Origin of the sequence: Arthrobacter burdickii (assembly GCF_030433645.1) — a bacterium.
GTDB classification, from domain to species: Bacteria; Actinomycetota; Actinomycetes; order Actinomycetales; family Micrococcaceae; genus Arthrobacter_D; species Arthrobacter_D burdickii.
The window spans coordinates 2,285,652-2,300,935 of sequence record NZ_JAROCG010000001.1; the positions used below are offsets into that span (position 1 = coordinate 2,285,652).

Sequence of the window (15,284 nt, forward strand, 5' to 3'; positions counted from 1 at the left end):
CGAATGAGTGCTGAGGATCTTGAAAACTACGAAACCGACATGGAGCTCCAGCTCTACCGCGAGTACCGGGACGTCGTGGGTCTCTTCAGCTACGTCGTGGAGACGGAGCGCCGGTTCTACCTGGCCAACAACGTGGACCTGCAGGCGCGCTCGGCCGACGGGGAGGTCTACTTCGACCTGACCCTCCAGGACGCCTGGGTCTGGGACGTGTACCGTTCAGCGCGGTTCGTGAAAAACGTCCGCGTCATCACGTTCAAGGACGTCAACGTCGAGGAGCTCTCGAAGTCGGACGACATCGCCCTGCCGAAGGACGGCACACTGGGCTGACCGGCCCCGGCCGGCCGACCCCTCGAGGCTGGCCGACTTTTCTGGGCTGATCGGCCCTCTGCTGGCTGATCGGCCCACTGGCTGGTCGTCCCTTCCGCTGGTCGGCCCTCACGCGGCCGGGTCGTCGTCCGCCCCGCGGCCGGATCCTCCCCTCACACGGCCGGGTCGTCCGTCCCGCCGTAGGGGAAGGCGTCCTCGCCGTCGAGCGGGACGTCTGCTGCCTGTTCGAGCCGGTCCGCTTCCGATCCACCCGTGCCTTCACCGGCGATGCCGCCCCCATAGCCGTCGTCGCCGGATTCGGCGGGCATCCCCTGTTCCTGGAGGTCCGCCTCCGAACCGCCCGTCCCGGTACCGGCTCGGTCCGCGCCCCCGGGGCGCCCGGTCGCTCCCTGTTCCTGCAGGTCCGCCTCGGATCCGTCTTGCAGGATGTCGCTGGATTCTGACACGGTGTCCTCCGTTCTCCCTCCGGGCCGACGTCGGGTCGACGTCGCTTCTCTCGTCCACGGTACGAGGGGCGGGGGGCCTGTGCCACCGCTTTCTTCCCTAACCCACGGCGTACGGTCGGCGTGCCGGTCGGGCAGGTTCCGGCCGGCACCCGACCCGGTGTTGTCCACATAGCCCCTCACGCCGCGGCGTGCGTCTGCCGCTTCCCCGAGGCTGGGAGAGGAGGTGGAAGCCATGGTGGCAAAGGATCAGCTGGGGCGTCGCGGGGAGGCAACGGCGGCGGTCTTCCTCGAGCAGGCGGGCCTGAGGATCGTCGACCGTAACTGGCGGTGCCCGGTGGGGGAGATCGATCTCGTCGCGGTCGACGGATCGACGCTGGTGATCGTCGAGGTGAAGACGCGGAGCTCGGACGACTTCGGGCAGCCGCTGGAGGCGATCACGGCGAGCAAGCTGGAGCGGCTGTACCGGCTCGCGTCCACGTGGGCCCGCGTGCACAACCTGCGGTTCAGCGGATTCCGCATCGACGCCGTGGGCGTGCTCGACGACGGTTCCGGAGCACCGCGTATCGAGCACGTGCGGGCGGTGATCTGACGGTGCTCGGCCGGACGTACGCGGTGTCGATGCTGGGCATGAACGGACACGTCGTCGAGGTCGAGGCCGATATCGGGCAGACCCTGCCCGCCTTCGTGCTGCTCGGCCTGCCCGACGCCTCGCTCAACGAGGCGAAGGACCGCATCCGGGCCGCGGCACGGAATGCCGGCGTCCCGCTCAGCCGCCGCAAGATCACGGTCAACCTGATACCGGCCTCCCTGCCCAAGCGCGGTTCGGCCTTCGACCTCGCGATCGTCATGTCCGCACTGGCTGCTGCAAGAGACGTCCGGGGCTGCGGGTCCACGGTCTTTCTCGCCGAACTGGGCCTGGACGGGCAACTCCGTCCCGTCCACGGCGTTCTGCCCGCCGTCATGGCCGCTGTGCAGGCGGGCCACACCAGCATCGTCGTCGCGGAGGAGAACGCCGCCGAGGCCGCGCTCGTCCCTGCCGCCCGAGTGCGGTCCTTCCGGTCGCTCGCGGAGGTGGCGCTGGCGTTCGGGGCGGACGGCGCGCAGGTCACGCTGCCGGATCCCGTACCGCGGCAGGAGGTGCCGGCGCCGGCAGTCCGGTCGGCGCCGCTGCGGGACCTCTCCGACATCGCGGGCCAGCACGAGGCGAGGTACGCGCTGGAGATCGCAGCCGCCGGCGCGCACCACCTCCTCATGGTCGGGCCACCCGGGGCGGGGAAGACGATGCTGGCAGAACGCCTGTCCGGGATCCTGCCGGAGCTCGAGGACGACCATGCGATGGAGGTGACCGCGATCCACAGCCTGAGCGGTGAGCGGTACTGCGGCGAACTGGTCCGCACGCCGCCCTTCGAGAGCCCCCACCACACCGCGACCCCTGCCGCCATCATCGGAGGAGGAAGTGGTATCCCGAGGCCCGGTGCCGCATCACGGGCGCATCGGGGCATCCTGTTCCTCGATGAGGCGCCCGAGTACGAACGCCGGGTCCTGGAGGCCCTGCGTGAACCGCTGGAGAGCGGCCGCCTCGTCCTGCACCGCGCGTCCGGAACCGCGTCCTATCCCGCCAGGTTCCAGCTCGTCCTCGCGCTCAACCCCTGTCCGTGCGGGCTTGCCAACGGCAAGGGCATCGACTGCATGTGCACGGCCCAGCAGCGTCGGCGGTACTTCAACCGGCTCTCGGGACCGCTGCTGGACCGCGTCGACCTGCAGCTCGCGGTGCAGCGGGTCGGCCTTGCCGACTACGCCGCGGGCGGGTCGGCTGAAACCTCCGCCCGTGTTGCCGAGCGGGTCGCCGCGGCGAGGAGCGCTCAGCGGGATCGATTGCGCCCGTGGAACTACGCGACGAATGCTGAGGTGCAGGGTCGGATTCTCAGGGGCGAGCTCGCACTGCCGCGGGCAGTGACTGCATCCCTGGACAGGGCACTGGACAGGAACCTGGTCAGCGCGCGTGGCTGGGACAGGGTCCTGCGTGTCGCCTGGACCGTGTCCGATCTCGCAGGTCGTGCCCGGCCGGATGCGGACGATGTGGTGACGGCCCTGGGCTTCCGGCTGCAGGAGCGTGCAGCATGAGCGGGTTCGCGAGCAGCAGTCTGGCCAGGGCAGCACTGTCGAGGCTGTTCGAACCCTCCGACACCGTCGGCCTGGGGCTGGTTTCGCTCGTGGGCCCGGTCGATGCCCTGCGCGTCGCCCGCCGGGAGATCGGCACCGGCCACGAGCTGACCCGGCACCTGTGCGAGGCACTGGGCGTCGGAGAACGCCCGAACCTCCTCGAGGAGGGGCTTGCCCGCTGGGCTCCACGCCTCGGCGACCTCGCTCCCGAGCGTGACCTGGCGACGCTCGCCCGGTTGGGTGGACGGCTGGTCGTGCCTGAATCCGAGGAGTGGCCGGAAGCGCTCGACGACCTGCAGGTCTCCGCTCCGCTGTGCCTCTGGGTGCGGGGCCGCCACCAGGTGCCCGGGATCGAGCGGCTGGCCGCTCTCGTAGGCTCCCGTGACAGCACCACCTACGGCTCCTCCGTGACGACCGACTTGGCGTCCGGTCTCACGGCCCGCGGCTTCACGGTGGTCTCGGGCGGCGCGTACGGCATCGATGCCCAGGCCCACCGTGCCGCTCTCGCCACCACGGACGATCGCGACGCCCCGGCAACCATCGCCCTTCTGGCCTCAGGGGTGGACCGGTACTATCCGGCTGGCAACGAGGAGCTGCTCCGTGCGATCGCGGAGCGGGGACTCCTGATCTCCGAAGTCCCGCCCGGTAGCTCTCCGACCCGATGGAGGTTCCTGCAGCGGAACCGGCTGATCGCGGCCCTCAGCGCAGTCACGGTGGTCGTCGAGGCGCGCTGGCGTTCGGGCGCGCTCAACACCGCCCACCACGCGGGCGAGTTGGGCAGGCCGGTGGGCGCGGTTCCAGGTTCCGTCCAGTCGGCCAACTCGGCGGGGTGCCACCGACTGCTGCGGGACGGCACCGCGGTCTGTGTCACGGACGCAGCCGACGTGGCGGAACTCGCTCGTCCACTGGGCGGCGAATCGGGGGATTCGGCCAGGGACGAAGCGTCGCCCGCGCGCGACCACGACGGCCTGACGATTCCCGATCTGCTGCTGCTCGACGGCCTGCCGGTCCGTGCCTCGACATCGGTCGACAAACTGTCGAGCGTCGCGGGCCTCTCCACGAAGGACGTCATCGGAGGTCTCGCACGCCTCGAACTGGCAGGCCTGGCCCAGAGGTCGGCCGATGGCTGGCGGCGACAGAAGGGCTGAGGCCGGGCAGGCGCTCGGGCAGGCACGACACGAAGAGCCGGACGACGACGGACGGCACGACCGGGAGGACGTCATGACACGCAGCAAGGGGTTCGCCCCGGAGGACGAGCGGTTCCACGCCGAGATCGATACACCCCTCGGGCTCCTGCGCGTGGTCGCCCGAGGATCGGCCATCGTCGGCCTGTACCACGGGGAGCACCATCCGCCGCCGGCTCCGGCCCTGCTCGGACACGCCGGTCCCACTCCCGGAAGCCCGTGCTCCGTGCCGGGACTGGAAGGCCAGGTGCCGCCGGTGCCGGAGCCGACGGCGGCCGTACTCCTCCAGGCCTGCAGCGAGCTGAAGGACTACTTCGACGGCTCACTGCGGGACTTCGCTACTCCCATCGAGCTCTCCGGCACGCCGTTCCAGCTGAGCGTCTGGGCAGCACTTCGGCGGATCCCGTACGGGGAGTGCCGCAGCTATCGGGACGTGGCGGAGCACCTGGGCAATCCGCGGATGGGCCGGGCGATCGGCGCGGCGGTCAGGGCCAATCCGGTCTCGATCATCGTCCCGGGCCACCGTGTGGTCAGCAGCGCGGGCACGGTCATCGGGTATGCCGCAGGTGCCGGGACGAAGAGGGCGCTCCTCGATCTGGAAAGAGTCGGAGCCGGACCTGGAGGGGTAGGGAGCCCCCGGCGTGGATACTGGGAGGGGAGGCGAACATGACAACTAGTGGCGCTCCGCTTGCGGGCGAGCTCGACGCGGCCCTTTCCGGGTTCGCGGACTACCTCACGCGGGAACGGAACCGCTCGGCCCATACGGTGCGGGCGTACCGGACGGATATCGAGCTCTTCCTCGCCCACGCTGCGCAGGCGGGGGTGTCGGCACTGGACCAGCTGGAGCTCCGCCACTTCCGGTCCTGGCTCGGCGCGCTCGACGGGGCGGGTCTGTCCCGGTCGACCATCGCGAGGCGTGCGGCGTCGGTGCGCTCCTTCATGGACTGGGCCGTCCGGGAGGAGACGGTTCCCGCCAACCCGGCGCTGCGCCTCCGGGCGCCCAAGCGGAGCAGCAGCCTGCCCGCCGTCCTCAGCCGGCCGCAGACCGACGTCCTCTTCGAGGGCCTCGACGAGCAGGCCGTGCAGGGCGATCCCTCGAACCTCCAGCGGCGCGCCATGATCGAGCTGCTCTACGGCACCGGTGTCCGGGTCGGGGAGCTGGTCGGCCTCGACATCGATGACGTCGACGCGGAGCGGCGCACCCTGGTGGTCCTCGGCAAGGGGTCGAAGGAGCGGACCGTGCCCTACGGGATTCCCGCGGCCCATGCCCTCGACGACTGGCTGCGCCGCGGCCGGCCGCAGTGGGTGTCGGAGAAGAGCGGACCGGCCCTCTTCCTGGGCCGGAGGGGCGGACGCATCGACCAGCGCGCCGTCCGCACCCAGGTCAAGGACGCCCTCGATGCCCTCGGCGACACCGCCGCGCAGGGACCGCACGCGCTGCGGCACAGCGCCGCCACGCACCTGCTCGACGGCGGGGCCGACCTCAGGGCCGTGCAGGAGATCCTCGGCCACTCGAGCCTCGCCACGACGCAGCTCTACACGCACGTGTCGGTCGAACGCCTCCGCCGAAGCTACGAGCAGGCCCATCCCAGGGCGTGACCCCGCTACAGTGGCGAAATTCACGCTTCTCAGGCAGAATGAGGACTAGTGGAACGGAACCCGCATGATATGCGCGGGTGGGTCTCGTAAAGCTCTGGCATCATCCGTTGCAGTTTCATCAGCCATATGAAGGTCGTTGGGGAAGACGTACCTACAGCTATGGAGGATGGAATGTCTGTTGTGATGGCGCGCGGTGTCTTGTACGTGCACTCGGCCCCTACTGCGTTGTGCCCTCATGTCGAATGGGCGATCGGCTCTGTCCTGGACAAGCGCATCGACATGGAGTGGACAGCGCAACCTGCCGCGCCCGGAATGCTGCGCGCCGAGCTCTCATGGGTCGGTCCGCAGGGATCCGGATCGCAGCTCGCGTCCGCCCTGCGCGGCTGGGCGCACCTCCGCTACGAGGTCACCGAGGAGCAGAGCCCGGGCGCCGACGGCGGTCGCTGGTCGCACACTCCGGAGCTCGGGATCTTCCACGCCACGACGGACGTCCACGGCAACATCATGGTGACCGAGGACCGGATCCGGTACGCCTACGAGGCAGGCGCCGGCGATCCTGCCGCCGTCTACCACGAACTCTCCCTCGCACTCGGAGAGTCCTGGGACGAGGAACTGGAGCCTTTCCGCCACGCGGCCGAGGGCGCTCCGGTCCGTTGGCTCCACCAAGTCGGCTGACGGTCTCCCACTACCCGGCCGTGCTGGGGCCGCCGTTCATGGCACGCACGCGGCGAAATCACGCGACCGCGAGGTAGCCGCCGGCACACGAAAGGCGCCACCCGTATGGGCGGCGCCTTTCGCTGCGTCCGGAGATGCTCAGACGTTGCGGAGCACGATGACGGCGTTGTGCCCGCCGAAGCCGAAGGAGTTGCTCAGGGCGACGATATCCCCCTGGGGAAGGTCCCTCGGCGACGTCACGACGTCGAGCGGGATGTTGGGATCCTGGTTGTCCAGGTTGATGGTGAGGGGTGCCTTCCGGTCGTGGATGGCCAGCACGGTCATCACGGCCTCGACGGCGCCGGACGCGCCGAGGAGGTGGCCGGTCTGTGACTTCGTCGCGGAGACCGCGACCTGGTCCACGCGGGCACCCAGGGCGGCCTTGAGGGCGGTGTACTCGGGCTTGTCGCCGACGGGGGTCGACGTCGCGTGGGCGTTGACGTGGACCACGTCCTCCGCCTGGGCGCGCGCATCGAAGAGCGCGGCCTTCAGCGCGCGGGTGGCGCCGAGACCCTCGGGGTCGGGTGCGGTGATGTGGTACGCGTCGGCCGTGACGGCGGTGCCCGCCAGCTCTGCGTAGATCCGCGCACCGCGAGCGAGGGCGTGCTCCTCGGCCTCGATGACCAGGGCGCCGGCTCCCTCACCCATGACGAAGCCGTCCCGGTCGGTGTCGTAGGGGCGTGAGGCCAGTTCCGGCTCGTCGTTGCGGCGGGACAGCGCCTGCATCGCGGCGAAGGCTGCGATGGGCATGGGGTGGATGGCGGCTTCGGCGCCGCCGCATACCACCACGTCGGCCTTGCCGGACCGGATCAGTTCGAGGCCCTGGTGCAGGGCCTCCGTGCCCGAGGCGCAGGCGGACACGGGGGTGTGCGCGCCGGCGCGCGCACCGAGGTCGAGGCTCACGGCCGCTGCGGGTCCGTTGGGCATCAACATGGGAACGGTCATGGGGAGGACGCGGCGGGGGCCTTTCTCGCGCAGCGTGTCCCAGGCGTCCAGCAGGGTCCACACGCCGCCGATGCCCGTGGCGAACGCGACCGCGAGGCGGTCCTTGTCGACCTCCTCGATGCCCGAGTCGCGCCAGGCCTCACGGGAGGCGACGACGGCGAACTGCGTCGACGGGTCCATGCGCTTGGCCTCGACCCGCGAGAGGACCTCCGACGCCGGGGTGGCGATCTGGGCGGCGAAGGTCACCGGCAGTTCGAATTCCTGCACCCAGTCGGCTTCGATGGTGCGTGCGCCCGACACTCCCTTGAGGGCGTTGGCCCACATGGTGGGGACGTCTCCGCCGATGGGGGTGGTTGCACCGAGTCCGGTGATGACGACTTTGCGTGGCATGGTCACTCTTTCGAAGCTGTGGCGTGCGCCGGCAGGACCGGGGCGAGGGGATGACGAGTACGGCCGCCCACGGCGGGAACACCGGGAGCGGCCGCAGCGCTGGGAACGGCAGGAATCAGGCCTGCGCGCCCGAGATGAAGGTGACGGCGTCGCCGACGGTCTTCAGGTTCTTGACCTCTTCGTCGGGGATGCGCACGCCGAACTTCTCCTCGGCGTTGACGACGATGGTCATCATCGAGATGGAGTCGATGTCGAGGTCGTCGGTGAAGGACTTGTCCATCTCGACGGACTCGGGTGCGAGTCCTGTCTCTTCGTTGACGATCTCGGCCAGACCGGTCAGGATTTCTTCGTTGCTAGCCATGGTGGCTCCTTTTCTGTTCGTGCCGGTGCACCGGCGGGGATGGTCAAACCGCACGGTCGCGGTCTGGGCTTGAAAACTAGGGGAGGACGACGACCTGCGCGCCGAAGACGAGGCCCGCGCCGAAACCGATCTGCAGTGCGAGCTTGCCGCTGAGCGAGGGCTGCTCCTGGAGCGTGCGGTGCATGGCGAGGGGGATCGAGGCGGCGGAGGTATTGCCGGCGTCCACGATGTCGCGTGCCACGTAGACGTGCTCGGGGAGCTTGAGCTGCTTCACCATCTCATCGATGATACGGATGTTGGCCTGGTGGGGGAGGAACACCGCGAGGTCGTCCGCTGTGACGCCGGCGGCGTCGAGGGCGCGCTGCGCGACCTTCGCCATCTCCCACACCGCCCAGCGGAACACGGTCGGTCCGTCCTGGCGCATGGTCGGCCACAGGCTCTCGCGGCCGGCGTCGACGTCCTGCTCGCGCTCGGTATCGGTGGCGACGGCGCCGATGGCGTAGTCCCGGACATCGGTCAGGGAGCGCGTCATCCGGATCGCCTCGTGCTTGCTGCCGTCGGACCCCCAGACGGAGGGCCCGATGCCGGCTGCGTCACCGGGTCCGATGACGACGGCGCCCGCTCCGTCGCCGAGGAGGAAGGAGATCGTGCGGTCGGAGTTGTCGATGAAGTCCGAGAGCTTCTCGACGCCGACCACCAGGACGTACTCGGCCGTGCCGGCGTGGACCAGGGCGTCGCCCTGGGCGATCCCGTAGCAGTAGCCGGCACAGGCGGCCGAGATGTCGTACGCGGGTGCGGGCGTCGCTCCGAGGCGGTCGGTCAGCTGCGCGGCGGCCGACGGCGTCGCATAGGGGTGGGTGACGGTCGACACCAGCACGGCGCCGAGCTGGGATGCCTCGATGCCCGCCGCGGCGAGTGCTTCCCGGGAGGCGGCCTCCGCCATGTCGATGACGCTCACGTCGCGCGGAGCGCGGTGACGCGTGACGATGCCGGTCCGCTGCCGGATCCACTCGTCCGAGGAGTCGATCCACTGGCACACGTCGTCGTTGGTGACGATGATCTCCGGCCGGTAGGCGCCGACGCCGAGGATGCGGGTGTGCTCGCGGAGGGGAGCTTGCTTGATGGCGGTGATGCTCACTGAGGTCCTTCGGGGGTAAGGGACGGATCGAGGTCCGTGGTCCGCGAGTGCTCCTGCATGAAGCTGCGGGCGGCATCCAGGTCCTCGGGCGATTTTACGGCCAGTGCTGCCGTACCGCGCATTCCGCGCTTTGCCAGGCCGGTCAGCGTTCCCGCCGGAGCGAGCTCGACCATCCCCGTGACACCCATCCCCTGCATCGATTCCATGCACAGGTCCCAGCGGACCGGACGCGATACCTGCGCGATCAGGCTGTCGAGGTTGCCCTCACCGGTCGCCACGGGCTGCCCGTCATAGTTGGACATGAGGGTGGCCACCGGGTCGGCGGGTGCCAGTGACGGCCGCAGTGCCTCGAGGGCTGTGACGGCGGGAGACATGTGGCCGGTGTGGAAGGCGCCGGCGACCTTGAGTGCGATCACCCGGGCCTTCGCGGGCGGGTTCCCGGCAAGCGCTGCGAGCTGCTCGAGGGTTCCCGCGGCAACCACCTGCCCACCACCGTTGGCGTTCGCGGCGGTGAGGCCGAGTTCCGCGAGCCGCGCTGCGACCTCCTCGGGATCGCCACCCAGGACCGCGCTCATGCCGGTCGGTGTCGCGGCGGCAGCTTCCGCCATCGCCGTGGCGCGGACCCGGACGAACGCGACGGCGTCGTCCTCGGAGAGGGCTCCGGCGATGCCGGACGCCGTCAGTTCGCCCACGGAGTGTCCTGCCACGACGGTCGCTGCGGTCAGCGGAGAATTCTGGAGGAGGAGGCGGGCGGTTACGAGGCCGGCGGCCACGATGAGCGGCTGGGCGACGGCGGTGTCCTTGATGGTCTCCTCGTCGGAGACGGTTCCGTGCCGGATGAGGTCGGTGCCGGCCCGGTTGCTGAGACGCTCGAGGTGGTCCCTTACTCCCGGAAGGTCGAGCCAGGGGCTGAGGAAGCCCGGGGTCTGTGAGCCCTGTCCGGGGCAGGCGATTGCAAGCACTGTTCCAGCTTTCCAAAGAGGTGGAGCATTATCGGGTGTTCGGCTGAACCAAGCTGGCTGTGCCTCTTTGTAGGAAGTCTACAAGGCACTCGGACGCCCGAGAGGAACCGGCGGGGCTTTGTCGATGCTTCCAGCGCGGGCCGCGCGCCCGTTTCCCGTCCCCGGCGCGCCGTTCGCAGCGACGGGCGGGGCCGGCGGTGCGGAGAGGCGTCCGACGACCAGCGCGGTCTGCAGGACGTACGCCTCCCTGGGGATCAGGGGGTCCCACCCGGTCACGTCGCACACCCGGCGGAGGCGGTACCGGACCGTGTTGGCGTGCACGAAGAGGGACCGCGAGGTGGCTTCGAGTGAGTGCCCGAGGGTGAGGTAGGCGGACAGGGTCTGCTCGAGCCCGTTGGACGCGGCCAGCAGCGGACGGTAGATGGTGCGTACGAGCGACCGCCGGGCCGTGTCGTCCCCCGACATCACGCGCTCCGGCCACAGGTCCTCCGACGAGACGGGGCGCGGGGCTCCGGGCCAGGCGCGGGCGGCGGTGAGTCCGGCGAAGGCGGCCTGGGCGGAACTGCTGGCGGCGACTAGCGACTCCGCCTCCGGCCCGAACACGACGGCGCCGTCCCCGAAGAGCTCGCTGATCCTGGGGTAGGCCTTCGCGGGGTCCCGCACGCCTCCGAGCACGAGGATGAGCCGCTCGCCCTGGATGCCCACCAGGACGTCCTCCGCGAGGCGCCCGGTGACGCGGCGGAGCTCGTTGAGGAAACCGACGTTCGGTTCGGAGGGAGCGCTGCCGACCATCACCGTGATGCGGGCCTGCGATTTCCAGCCGACCGCGGCGATGCGGGAGCGCAGGGCGTCGGAGCTCTCGCCGCGGAGGATGGCGTCGACCACCAGCGCCTCGAGGCGCGTGTCCCACGACCCCCGGGTCTCGGCCGCCCGGGCATAGACGTCCGCCGCGGCGAAGGCGACCTCGCGGGAGTACCGGAGCACGGCCTCGCGCAGCGGCGCCTGGTCGGCCGCGGGCGCGAGGAACGGCACGTGGTCCTCGACCACCTGCACCACCACGCGGATGAGCTGGAGGGCCTTCTGCAGGCTGATGGATCGCGTCAGCTCGGTGGGCGCCGTGCCGAAGACATCACTCAGGACCCACTCCGGGGACACGGGCTTCTGGTACCAGTTGACGAAGGAGGCGATGCCCTTCTGCGCCACCATCCCGAGGGCGGACCGCTCGTCCGGCCGGAGCCCGCGGTACCACGGCAGGTCCGCGTCGAGCTGCTTGAGGGTCGCCGTGGAGAGGGAGCCGATCGTGGAGCGCAGCTTCTCGACGGTGGCGGGATCCGGGGGAGTTGCACCTGCGTTGGTCGCTCCGGCCGCCCTCGGGGCGCTACCGGGATCATCTTCGGGCTGCGGCATCCTCCGAGCATACGGTCTCGGTGCCGCAGCCTTCCATTTGTGAGAAGGCTACAAAAAGGGCGACGGCGGACGCAGCGTGGGTGCTGCGTCCGCCGTCGCCTTCTGGTGCGGTGGTGCGGGGGTTAGGCTTCGCCGCCGGCGTTGCCGGTGGTGCCGGCGTTGACGTCGAGCAGGCGGTACTTCTCGATGGCTTCCTTGGGCGCGTTGGCGTCGACCTCGCCGCGGCGGGCGAGCATCTCGAGGGCCCGGACGACGACGGAGTGGCTGTCGATCTTGAAGAACCGGCGTGCCGCGGCGCGCGTGTCCGAGAAGCCGAAGCCGTCGGCTCCGAGGGTCGCGAACTCGTTCGGGAGGAACTGGCGGATCTGGTCCGGGACGGCCTTCATGAAGTCGGAGACCGCGACGATCGGACCGGTCGCCCCTTCGAGCTGCTGGGTGATGAACGGCTTGCGTGCCTCGGCGCCGGGGTTGAGGAAGGCTTCCTCCTCGGCGTCCAGGCCGTCGCGGCGCAGTTCGTTCCAGGACGTCACGGACCACACATCGGCCGAGACGCCCCATTCCTTGGCGAGGATCTCCTGGGCTTCCAGGGCCCAGGGGACGGCCACGCCGGAGGCGAGCAGCTGCGTGCGGGGCCCGTCGACCTTCGCGGGCTTGAGCAGGTAGATGCCCTTGAGCAGGCCCTGAACGTCCAGTTCCTCCGGTTCGGCCGGCTGCACGAAGGGCTCGTTGTACACGGTGAGGTAGTACATGACGTTGCGGAAGGACTCGGGCTTGTCGCCGATGTCCCCGTACATGCGGTTCAGGCCGTCGCGGACGATGTGCCCGATCTCGTACCCGAACGCGGGGTCGTAGGTGATCACGGCGGGGTTGGTCGAGGCGAGGATCGGCGAGTGCCCGTCGGCGTGCTGCAGGCCCTCACCGGTGAGCGTGGTGCGTCCTGCGGTGGCGCCGATGATGAACCCGCGGGCCATCTGGTCCGCGGCGGCCCAGATCGAGTCCCCGGTGCGCTGGAACCCGAACATCGAGTAGAACACGTAGATCGGGATCAGCGGTTGGCCCTGCGTGGCGTAGGCAGTGCCGGCGGCGGTGAAGGCCGCCATCGATCCGGCCTCGTTGATGCCCGCGTGCAGGATCTGGCCCTCGATGGACTCCTTGTACGCCAGGACCAGGTCGCGGTCCACGGACAGGTAGTTCTGGCCGTTGGGGTTGTAGATCTTCGCCGTGGGGAAGAACGCGTCCATGCCGAAGGTGCGGGCCTCGTCCGGGATGATCGGCGCGATGCGCCGGCCGAATTCCTTGTCCCGCATCAGGTCCTTCAGGATGCGCACGAATGCCATCGTGGTCGCGGCCGCCTGCTTGCCCGAACCCCGCTTGGCCGTCTCGTACGCCTTGTCGCCCGGCAGCACGACGTCGGTGTGCCTGGTACGCCGTTCCGGCACGAAACCGCCGAGCTCGCGGCGGCGCTCGAGCAGGTACTTGATCTCCGGGGCGTCGGCGCCCGGGTGGTAGTACGGCGCGTTGTAGAGGTCGTCGTCGATCTGCTCGTCGGTGACCGGGATGCGCAGGTGGTCACGGAACGCCTTGAGGTCGGCGTTGGTGAGCTTCTTCATCTGGTGGGTCGCGTTGCGGCCCTCGAAGTGCGGGCCCAGGCCGTAGCCCTTGACGGTCTTGGCGAGGATGACGGTGGGCTTGCCCTTGAACTCCGTGGCGGCCTTGTACGCGGCGTAGACCTTGCGGTAGTCGTGCCCGCCGCGCTTGAGGTTCCAGATCTCGTCGTCCGAGAGGTCCTCGACCATGGCCTTGGTCGCGGGGGACTTGCCGAAGAAATGATCGCGCACGAAGCCGCCGGACTCGGCCTTGTAGGTCTGGTAGTCGCCGTCGGGCGTCTGGTTCATGATGTCCACCAGCGCGCCGGCGTCGTCCTTCTCCAGCAGCGCATCCCACTCGCGCCCCCAGACGACCTTGATGACGTTCCAGCCCGCACCGCGGAAGAACGCCTCGAGTTCCTGCATGATCTTGCCGTTGCCGCGGACCGGTCCGTCCAGGCGCTGCAGGTTGCAGTTGATCACGAAGTTGAGGTTGTCGAGCTTCTCGTTCGCGGCCAGCTGGAGCAGGCCGCGCGACTCGGGCTCGTCCATCTCACCATCGCCCAGGAACGCCCAGACCTGCTGCTCCGAGGTGTCCTTGAACCCGCGGTTGTGCAGGTAGCGGTTGGACTGCGCCTGGTAGATCGCGTTCATCGGCCCGATGCCCATCGACACGGTCGGGAATTCCCAGAAGTCCGGCATCAGGCGCGGGTGCGGATACGAGGAGAGCGCGGAGCCCTCCTTCGACTTCTCCTGCCGGAAGCCGTCCAGGTCCTCCTCGGTGAGGCGGCCCTCGAGGTACGCCCGTGCGTACATGCCCGGGGACGCGTGTCCCTGGAAGAAGACCTGGTCTCCGCCGCTGGGGTGGTCCTTGCCCTTGAAGAAGTGGTTGAAACCGACCTCGTAGAGCGTCGCCGCGCCCGCGTAGGTGGAGATGTGCCCGCCGACGCCGATCTCCGGGCGCTGGGCGCGGTGGACCATGACGGCGGCATTCCAGCGCATCCATGCGCGGTACTTCCGCTCGATCTCCTCATCCCCGGGGAACTCGGCTTCCTGATCCGCCGGGATGGTGTTGACGTAGTCCGTCGTCGTGACCATGGGCACGCCCACGGACTGTGCACCGGCACGCTGCAGGAGCGAACGCATGATGTACTGCGCGCGCTCGGTGCCCTGGGTGCGAATCAGCTGGTCGAGGGATTCGATCCACTCCGCGGTCTCTTCCGGATCCCCATCGGGCTTGCCGACGGTCAGACCGCTCAGAATATCCGCTGTACCTTGTTCTGCAGCCACGCGATATCTCTCCACTTCCACAGATCTTGTCTGTGTCGCTTTATGCCTGCGCCCGGCTCGTGGGCCCGCGCAGGGATGCAAGCCCCGGTGCTTGGACCGCGGCCATATAAGGCCACACTCTATCGCCGCCGGGCCTTCCATGCGTAGCGGGACCGGGGCCGCCGGGCAGATTACGCCGAGGGCTTGCCCTTCCTGCCCCGGTGCGGACGCCGGGGCGTCGCGTCGGGGCACCCGGAGCCCCAAATCGAGGCACTGGCTTGATGCTTGGCGGATAAGGGTGTTGGCTGGTAGCAATGTATATCTACACGAGGGCCCGTCAGCCGACAGTCCCGTCTTTCCAGGAGGAGCTAAGTGAGCGAGGCTGAAGCCGCCACTGCGGTCAACGTGGCAGGCAAGTTGGGTTTCAAGGACGGAGACCTTGTTCAGGAACTCGGCTACGACGACGACGTCGACTTCGACTTCCGGGAGAGCCTGGAGGACGGCATCGGCACCGAGCTGCTCACGGAGGATGACCAGGACGTCGTCGACGGTGTGATCCTCTGGTGGCGCAACGGGGACGGCGACCTCGTCGACGCCCTCGTGGACGCCCTGACCTCGCTCGGCGCCGGCGGCGTCGTCTGGCTCTTCACGCCCAAATCCGGCCGCCCCGGCTATGTGGCTCCGGCGGACATCCAGGAAGCCGCTCCGACGGCCGGCCTGCACTCGACGTCGTCGGCCGGGGTCTCCAAGGAATGGGCCGCGACTCGGCTCGTCAGCCGCCGGAAGCAGTAGG

Annotated in this window: 15 protein-coding genes; 8 read left to right on the forward strand and 7 right to left on the reverse strand. The window is 69.5% G+C overall.

Annotated elements, in window-relative coordinates:
• The first annotated feature begins 3 nt into the window (after positions 1-3).
• Positions 4-327: a DUF2469 domain-containing protein gene (locus tag P5G52_RS10610; protein WP_087075985.1), complete on the forward strand. Its 324-nt coding sequence runs from the start codon at positions 4-6 to the stop codon at positions 325-327.
• A 152-nt stretch (positions 328-479) separates the two neighbouring features.
• Here P5G52_RS10610 and P5G52_RS10615 read toward each other — a convergent pair whose 3' ends face one another.
• Positions 480-773 (reverse strand): hypothetical protein, encoded by a 294-nt coding sequence (locus P5G52_RS10615; protein WP_301227198.1) that lies wholly within the window; start codon positions 771-773, stop codon positions 480-482.
• A 223-nt stretch (positions 774-996) separates the two neighbouring features.
• Here P5G52_RS10615 and P5G52_RS10620 point away from each other — a divergent pair, with 223 nt between their 5' ends.
• The 6 genes from P5G52_RS10620 to P5G52_RS10645 all read left to right on the forward strand — a co-directional run bounded on the left by P5G52_RS10620 (position 997) and on the right by P5G52_RS10645 (position 6,394).
• The gene (locus tag P5G52_RS10620; RefSeq protein WP_301227200.1) at positions 997-1,362 is read left to right on the forward strand and encodes a YraN family protein; all 366 of its coding nucleotides are present in this window, start codon (positions 997-999) and stop codon (positions 1,360-1,362) included.
• Positions 1,363-1,391: 29 nt separating this feature from the next.
• Complete coding sequence (locus tag P5G52_RS10625; RefSeq protein ID WP_301227202.1) at positions 1,392-2,897, forward strand: YifB family Mg chelatase-like AAA ATPase; 1,506 nt, start codon at positions 1,392-1,394, stop codon at positions 2,895-2,897.
• A complete protein-coding gene (gene dprA / locus P5G52_RS10630) occupies positions 2,894-4,084 on the forward strand; it encodes a DNA-processing protein DprA (protein ID WP_301227204.1) in 1,191 nt (396 codons plus the stop codon). Before P5G52_RS10625 ends, dprA begins: the two co-directional genes overlap by 4 nt.
• Before the next feature lie 73 nt (positions 4,085-4,157).
• Positions 4,158-4,790, forward strand: coding sequence for a methylated-DNA--[protein]-cysteine S-methyltransferase (locus P5G52_RS10635; protein WP_301227206.1), 633 nt, complete (start codon positions 4,158-4,160; stop codon positions 4,788-4,790).
• Positions 4,787-5,719, forward strand: coding sequence for a tyrosine recombinase XerC (locus tag P5G52_RS10640; protein WP_301227208.1), 933 nt, complete (start codon positions 4,787-4,789; stop codon positions 5,717-5,719). Before P5G52_RS10635 ends, P5G52_RS10640 begins: the two co-directional genes overlap by 4 nt.
• A 171-nt stretch (positions 5,720-5,890) precedes the next feature.
• On the forward strand, positions 5,891-6,394 hold the full coding sequence (locus P5G52_RS10645; protein ID WP_087075971.1) for a DUF3145 domain-containing protein: 504 nt from the start codon (positions 5,891-5,893) through the stop codon (positions 6,392-6,394).
• 138 nt (positions 6,395-6,532) lie between these two features.
• Here P5G52_RS10645 and fabF read toward each other — a convergent pair whose 3' ends face one another.
• The 6 genes from fabF to aceE form a co-directional block, all read right to left on the reverse strand.
• On the reverse strand, positions 6,533-7,768 hold the full coding sequence (gene fabF, locus P5G52_RS10650) for a beta-ketoacyl-ACP synthase II (RefSeq protein ID WP_301227211.1): 1,236 nt from the start codon (positions 7,766-7,768) through the stop codon (positions 6,533-6,535).
• A 115-nt stretch (positions 7,769-7,883) separates the two neighbouring features.
• Positions 7,884-8,129, reverse strand: a complete 246-nt coding sequence (locus P5G52_RS10655; protein ID WP_087075967.1) for an acyl carrier protein — start codon at positions 8,127-8,129, stop codon at positions 7,884-7,886.
• A 76-nt stretch (positions 8,130-8,205) separates the two neighbouring features.
• On the reverse strand, positions 8,206-9,267 hold the full coding sequence (locus tag P5G52_RS10660) for a beta-ketoacyl-ACP synthase III (RefSeq protein ID WP_301227215.1): 1,062 nt from the start codon (positions 9,265-9,267) through the stop codon (positions 8,206-8,208).
• Positions 9,264-10,229, reverse strand: a complete 966-nt coding sequence (locus P5G52_RS10665; RefSeq protein WP_301227217.1) for an ACP S-malonyltransferase — start codon at positions 10,227-10,229, stop codon at positions 9,264-9,266. The genes P5G52_RS10660 and P5G52_RS10665 overlap by 4 nt, the downstream gene beginning before the upstream one ends.
• 78 nt (positions 10,230-10,307) lie before the next feature.
• Positions 10,308-11,636, reverse strand: a complete 1,329-nt coding sequence (locus P5G52_RS10670) for a PucR family transcriptional regulator (protein WP_301227219.1) — start codon at positions 11,634-11,636, stop codon at positions 10,308-10,310.
• A 122-nt stretch (positions 11,637-11,758) separates the two neighbouring features.
• Positions 11,759-14,512 carry a pyruvate dehydrogenase (acetyl-transferring), homodimeric type gene (gene aceE / locus P5G52_RS10675; protein WP_301227221.1) on the reverse strand — a complete coding sequence of 918 codons (2,754 nt, stop codon included), beginning with the start codon at positions 14,510-14,512 and terminating at the stop codon, positions 11,759-11,761.
• Positions 14,513-14,863: 351 nt separating this feature from the next.
• Here aceE and P5G52_RS10680 point away from each other — a divergent pair, with 351 nt between their 5' ends.
• Positions 14,864-15,283 carry a DUF3052 domain-containing protein gene (locus tag P5G52_RS10680; RefSeq protein ID WP_301227223.1) on the forward strand — a complete coding sequence of 140 codons (420 nt, stop codon included), beginning with the start codon at positions 14,864-14,866 and terminating at the stop codon, positions 15,281-15,283.
• The last annotated feature ends 1 nt before the right edge of the window (position 15,284 follow it).

Bases quoted from the DNA above. Each gene is read 5' to 3' on its own strand.
- P5G52_RS10640 (WP_301227208.1), top strand. From the start codon at position 4,787: ATGACAACTAGTGGCGCTCCGCTTGCGGGCGAGCTCGACGCGGCCCTT.
- P5G52_RS10670 (WP_301227219.1), bottom strand. From the start codon at position 11,636: ATGCCGCAGCCCGAAGATGATCCCGGTAGCGCCCCGAGGGCGGCCGGA.
- P5G52_RS10610 (WP_087075985.1), top strand. From the start codon at position 4: ATGAGTGCTGAGGATCTTGAAAACTACGAAACCGACATGGAGCTCCAG.
- P5G52_RS10625 (WP_301227202.1), top strand. From the start codon at position 1,392: ATGCTGGGCATGAACGGACACGTCGTCGAGGTCGAGGCCGATATCGGG.
- P5G52_RS10635 (WP_301227206.1), top strand. From the start codon at position 4,158: ATGACACGCAGCAAGGGGTTCGCCCCGGAGGACGAGCGGTTCCACGCC.
- P5G52_RS10655 (WP_087075967.1), bottom strand. From the start codon at position 8,129: ATGGCTAGCAACGAAGAAATCCTGACCGGTCTGGCCGAGATCGTCAAC.
- dprA (WP_301227204.1), top strand. From the start codon at position 2,894: ATGAGCGGGTTCGCGAGCAGCAGTCTGGCCAGGGCAGCACTGTCGAGG.
- P5G52_RS10645 (WP_087075971.1), top strand. From the start codon at position 5,891: ATGTCTGTTGTGATGGCGCGCGGTGTCTTGTACGTGCACTCGGCCCCT.
- fabF (WP_301227211.1), bottom strand. From the start codon at position 7,768: ATGCCACGCAAAGTCGTCATCACCGGACTCGGTGCAACCACCCCCATC.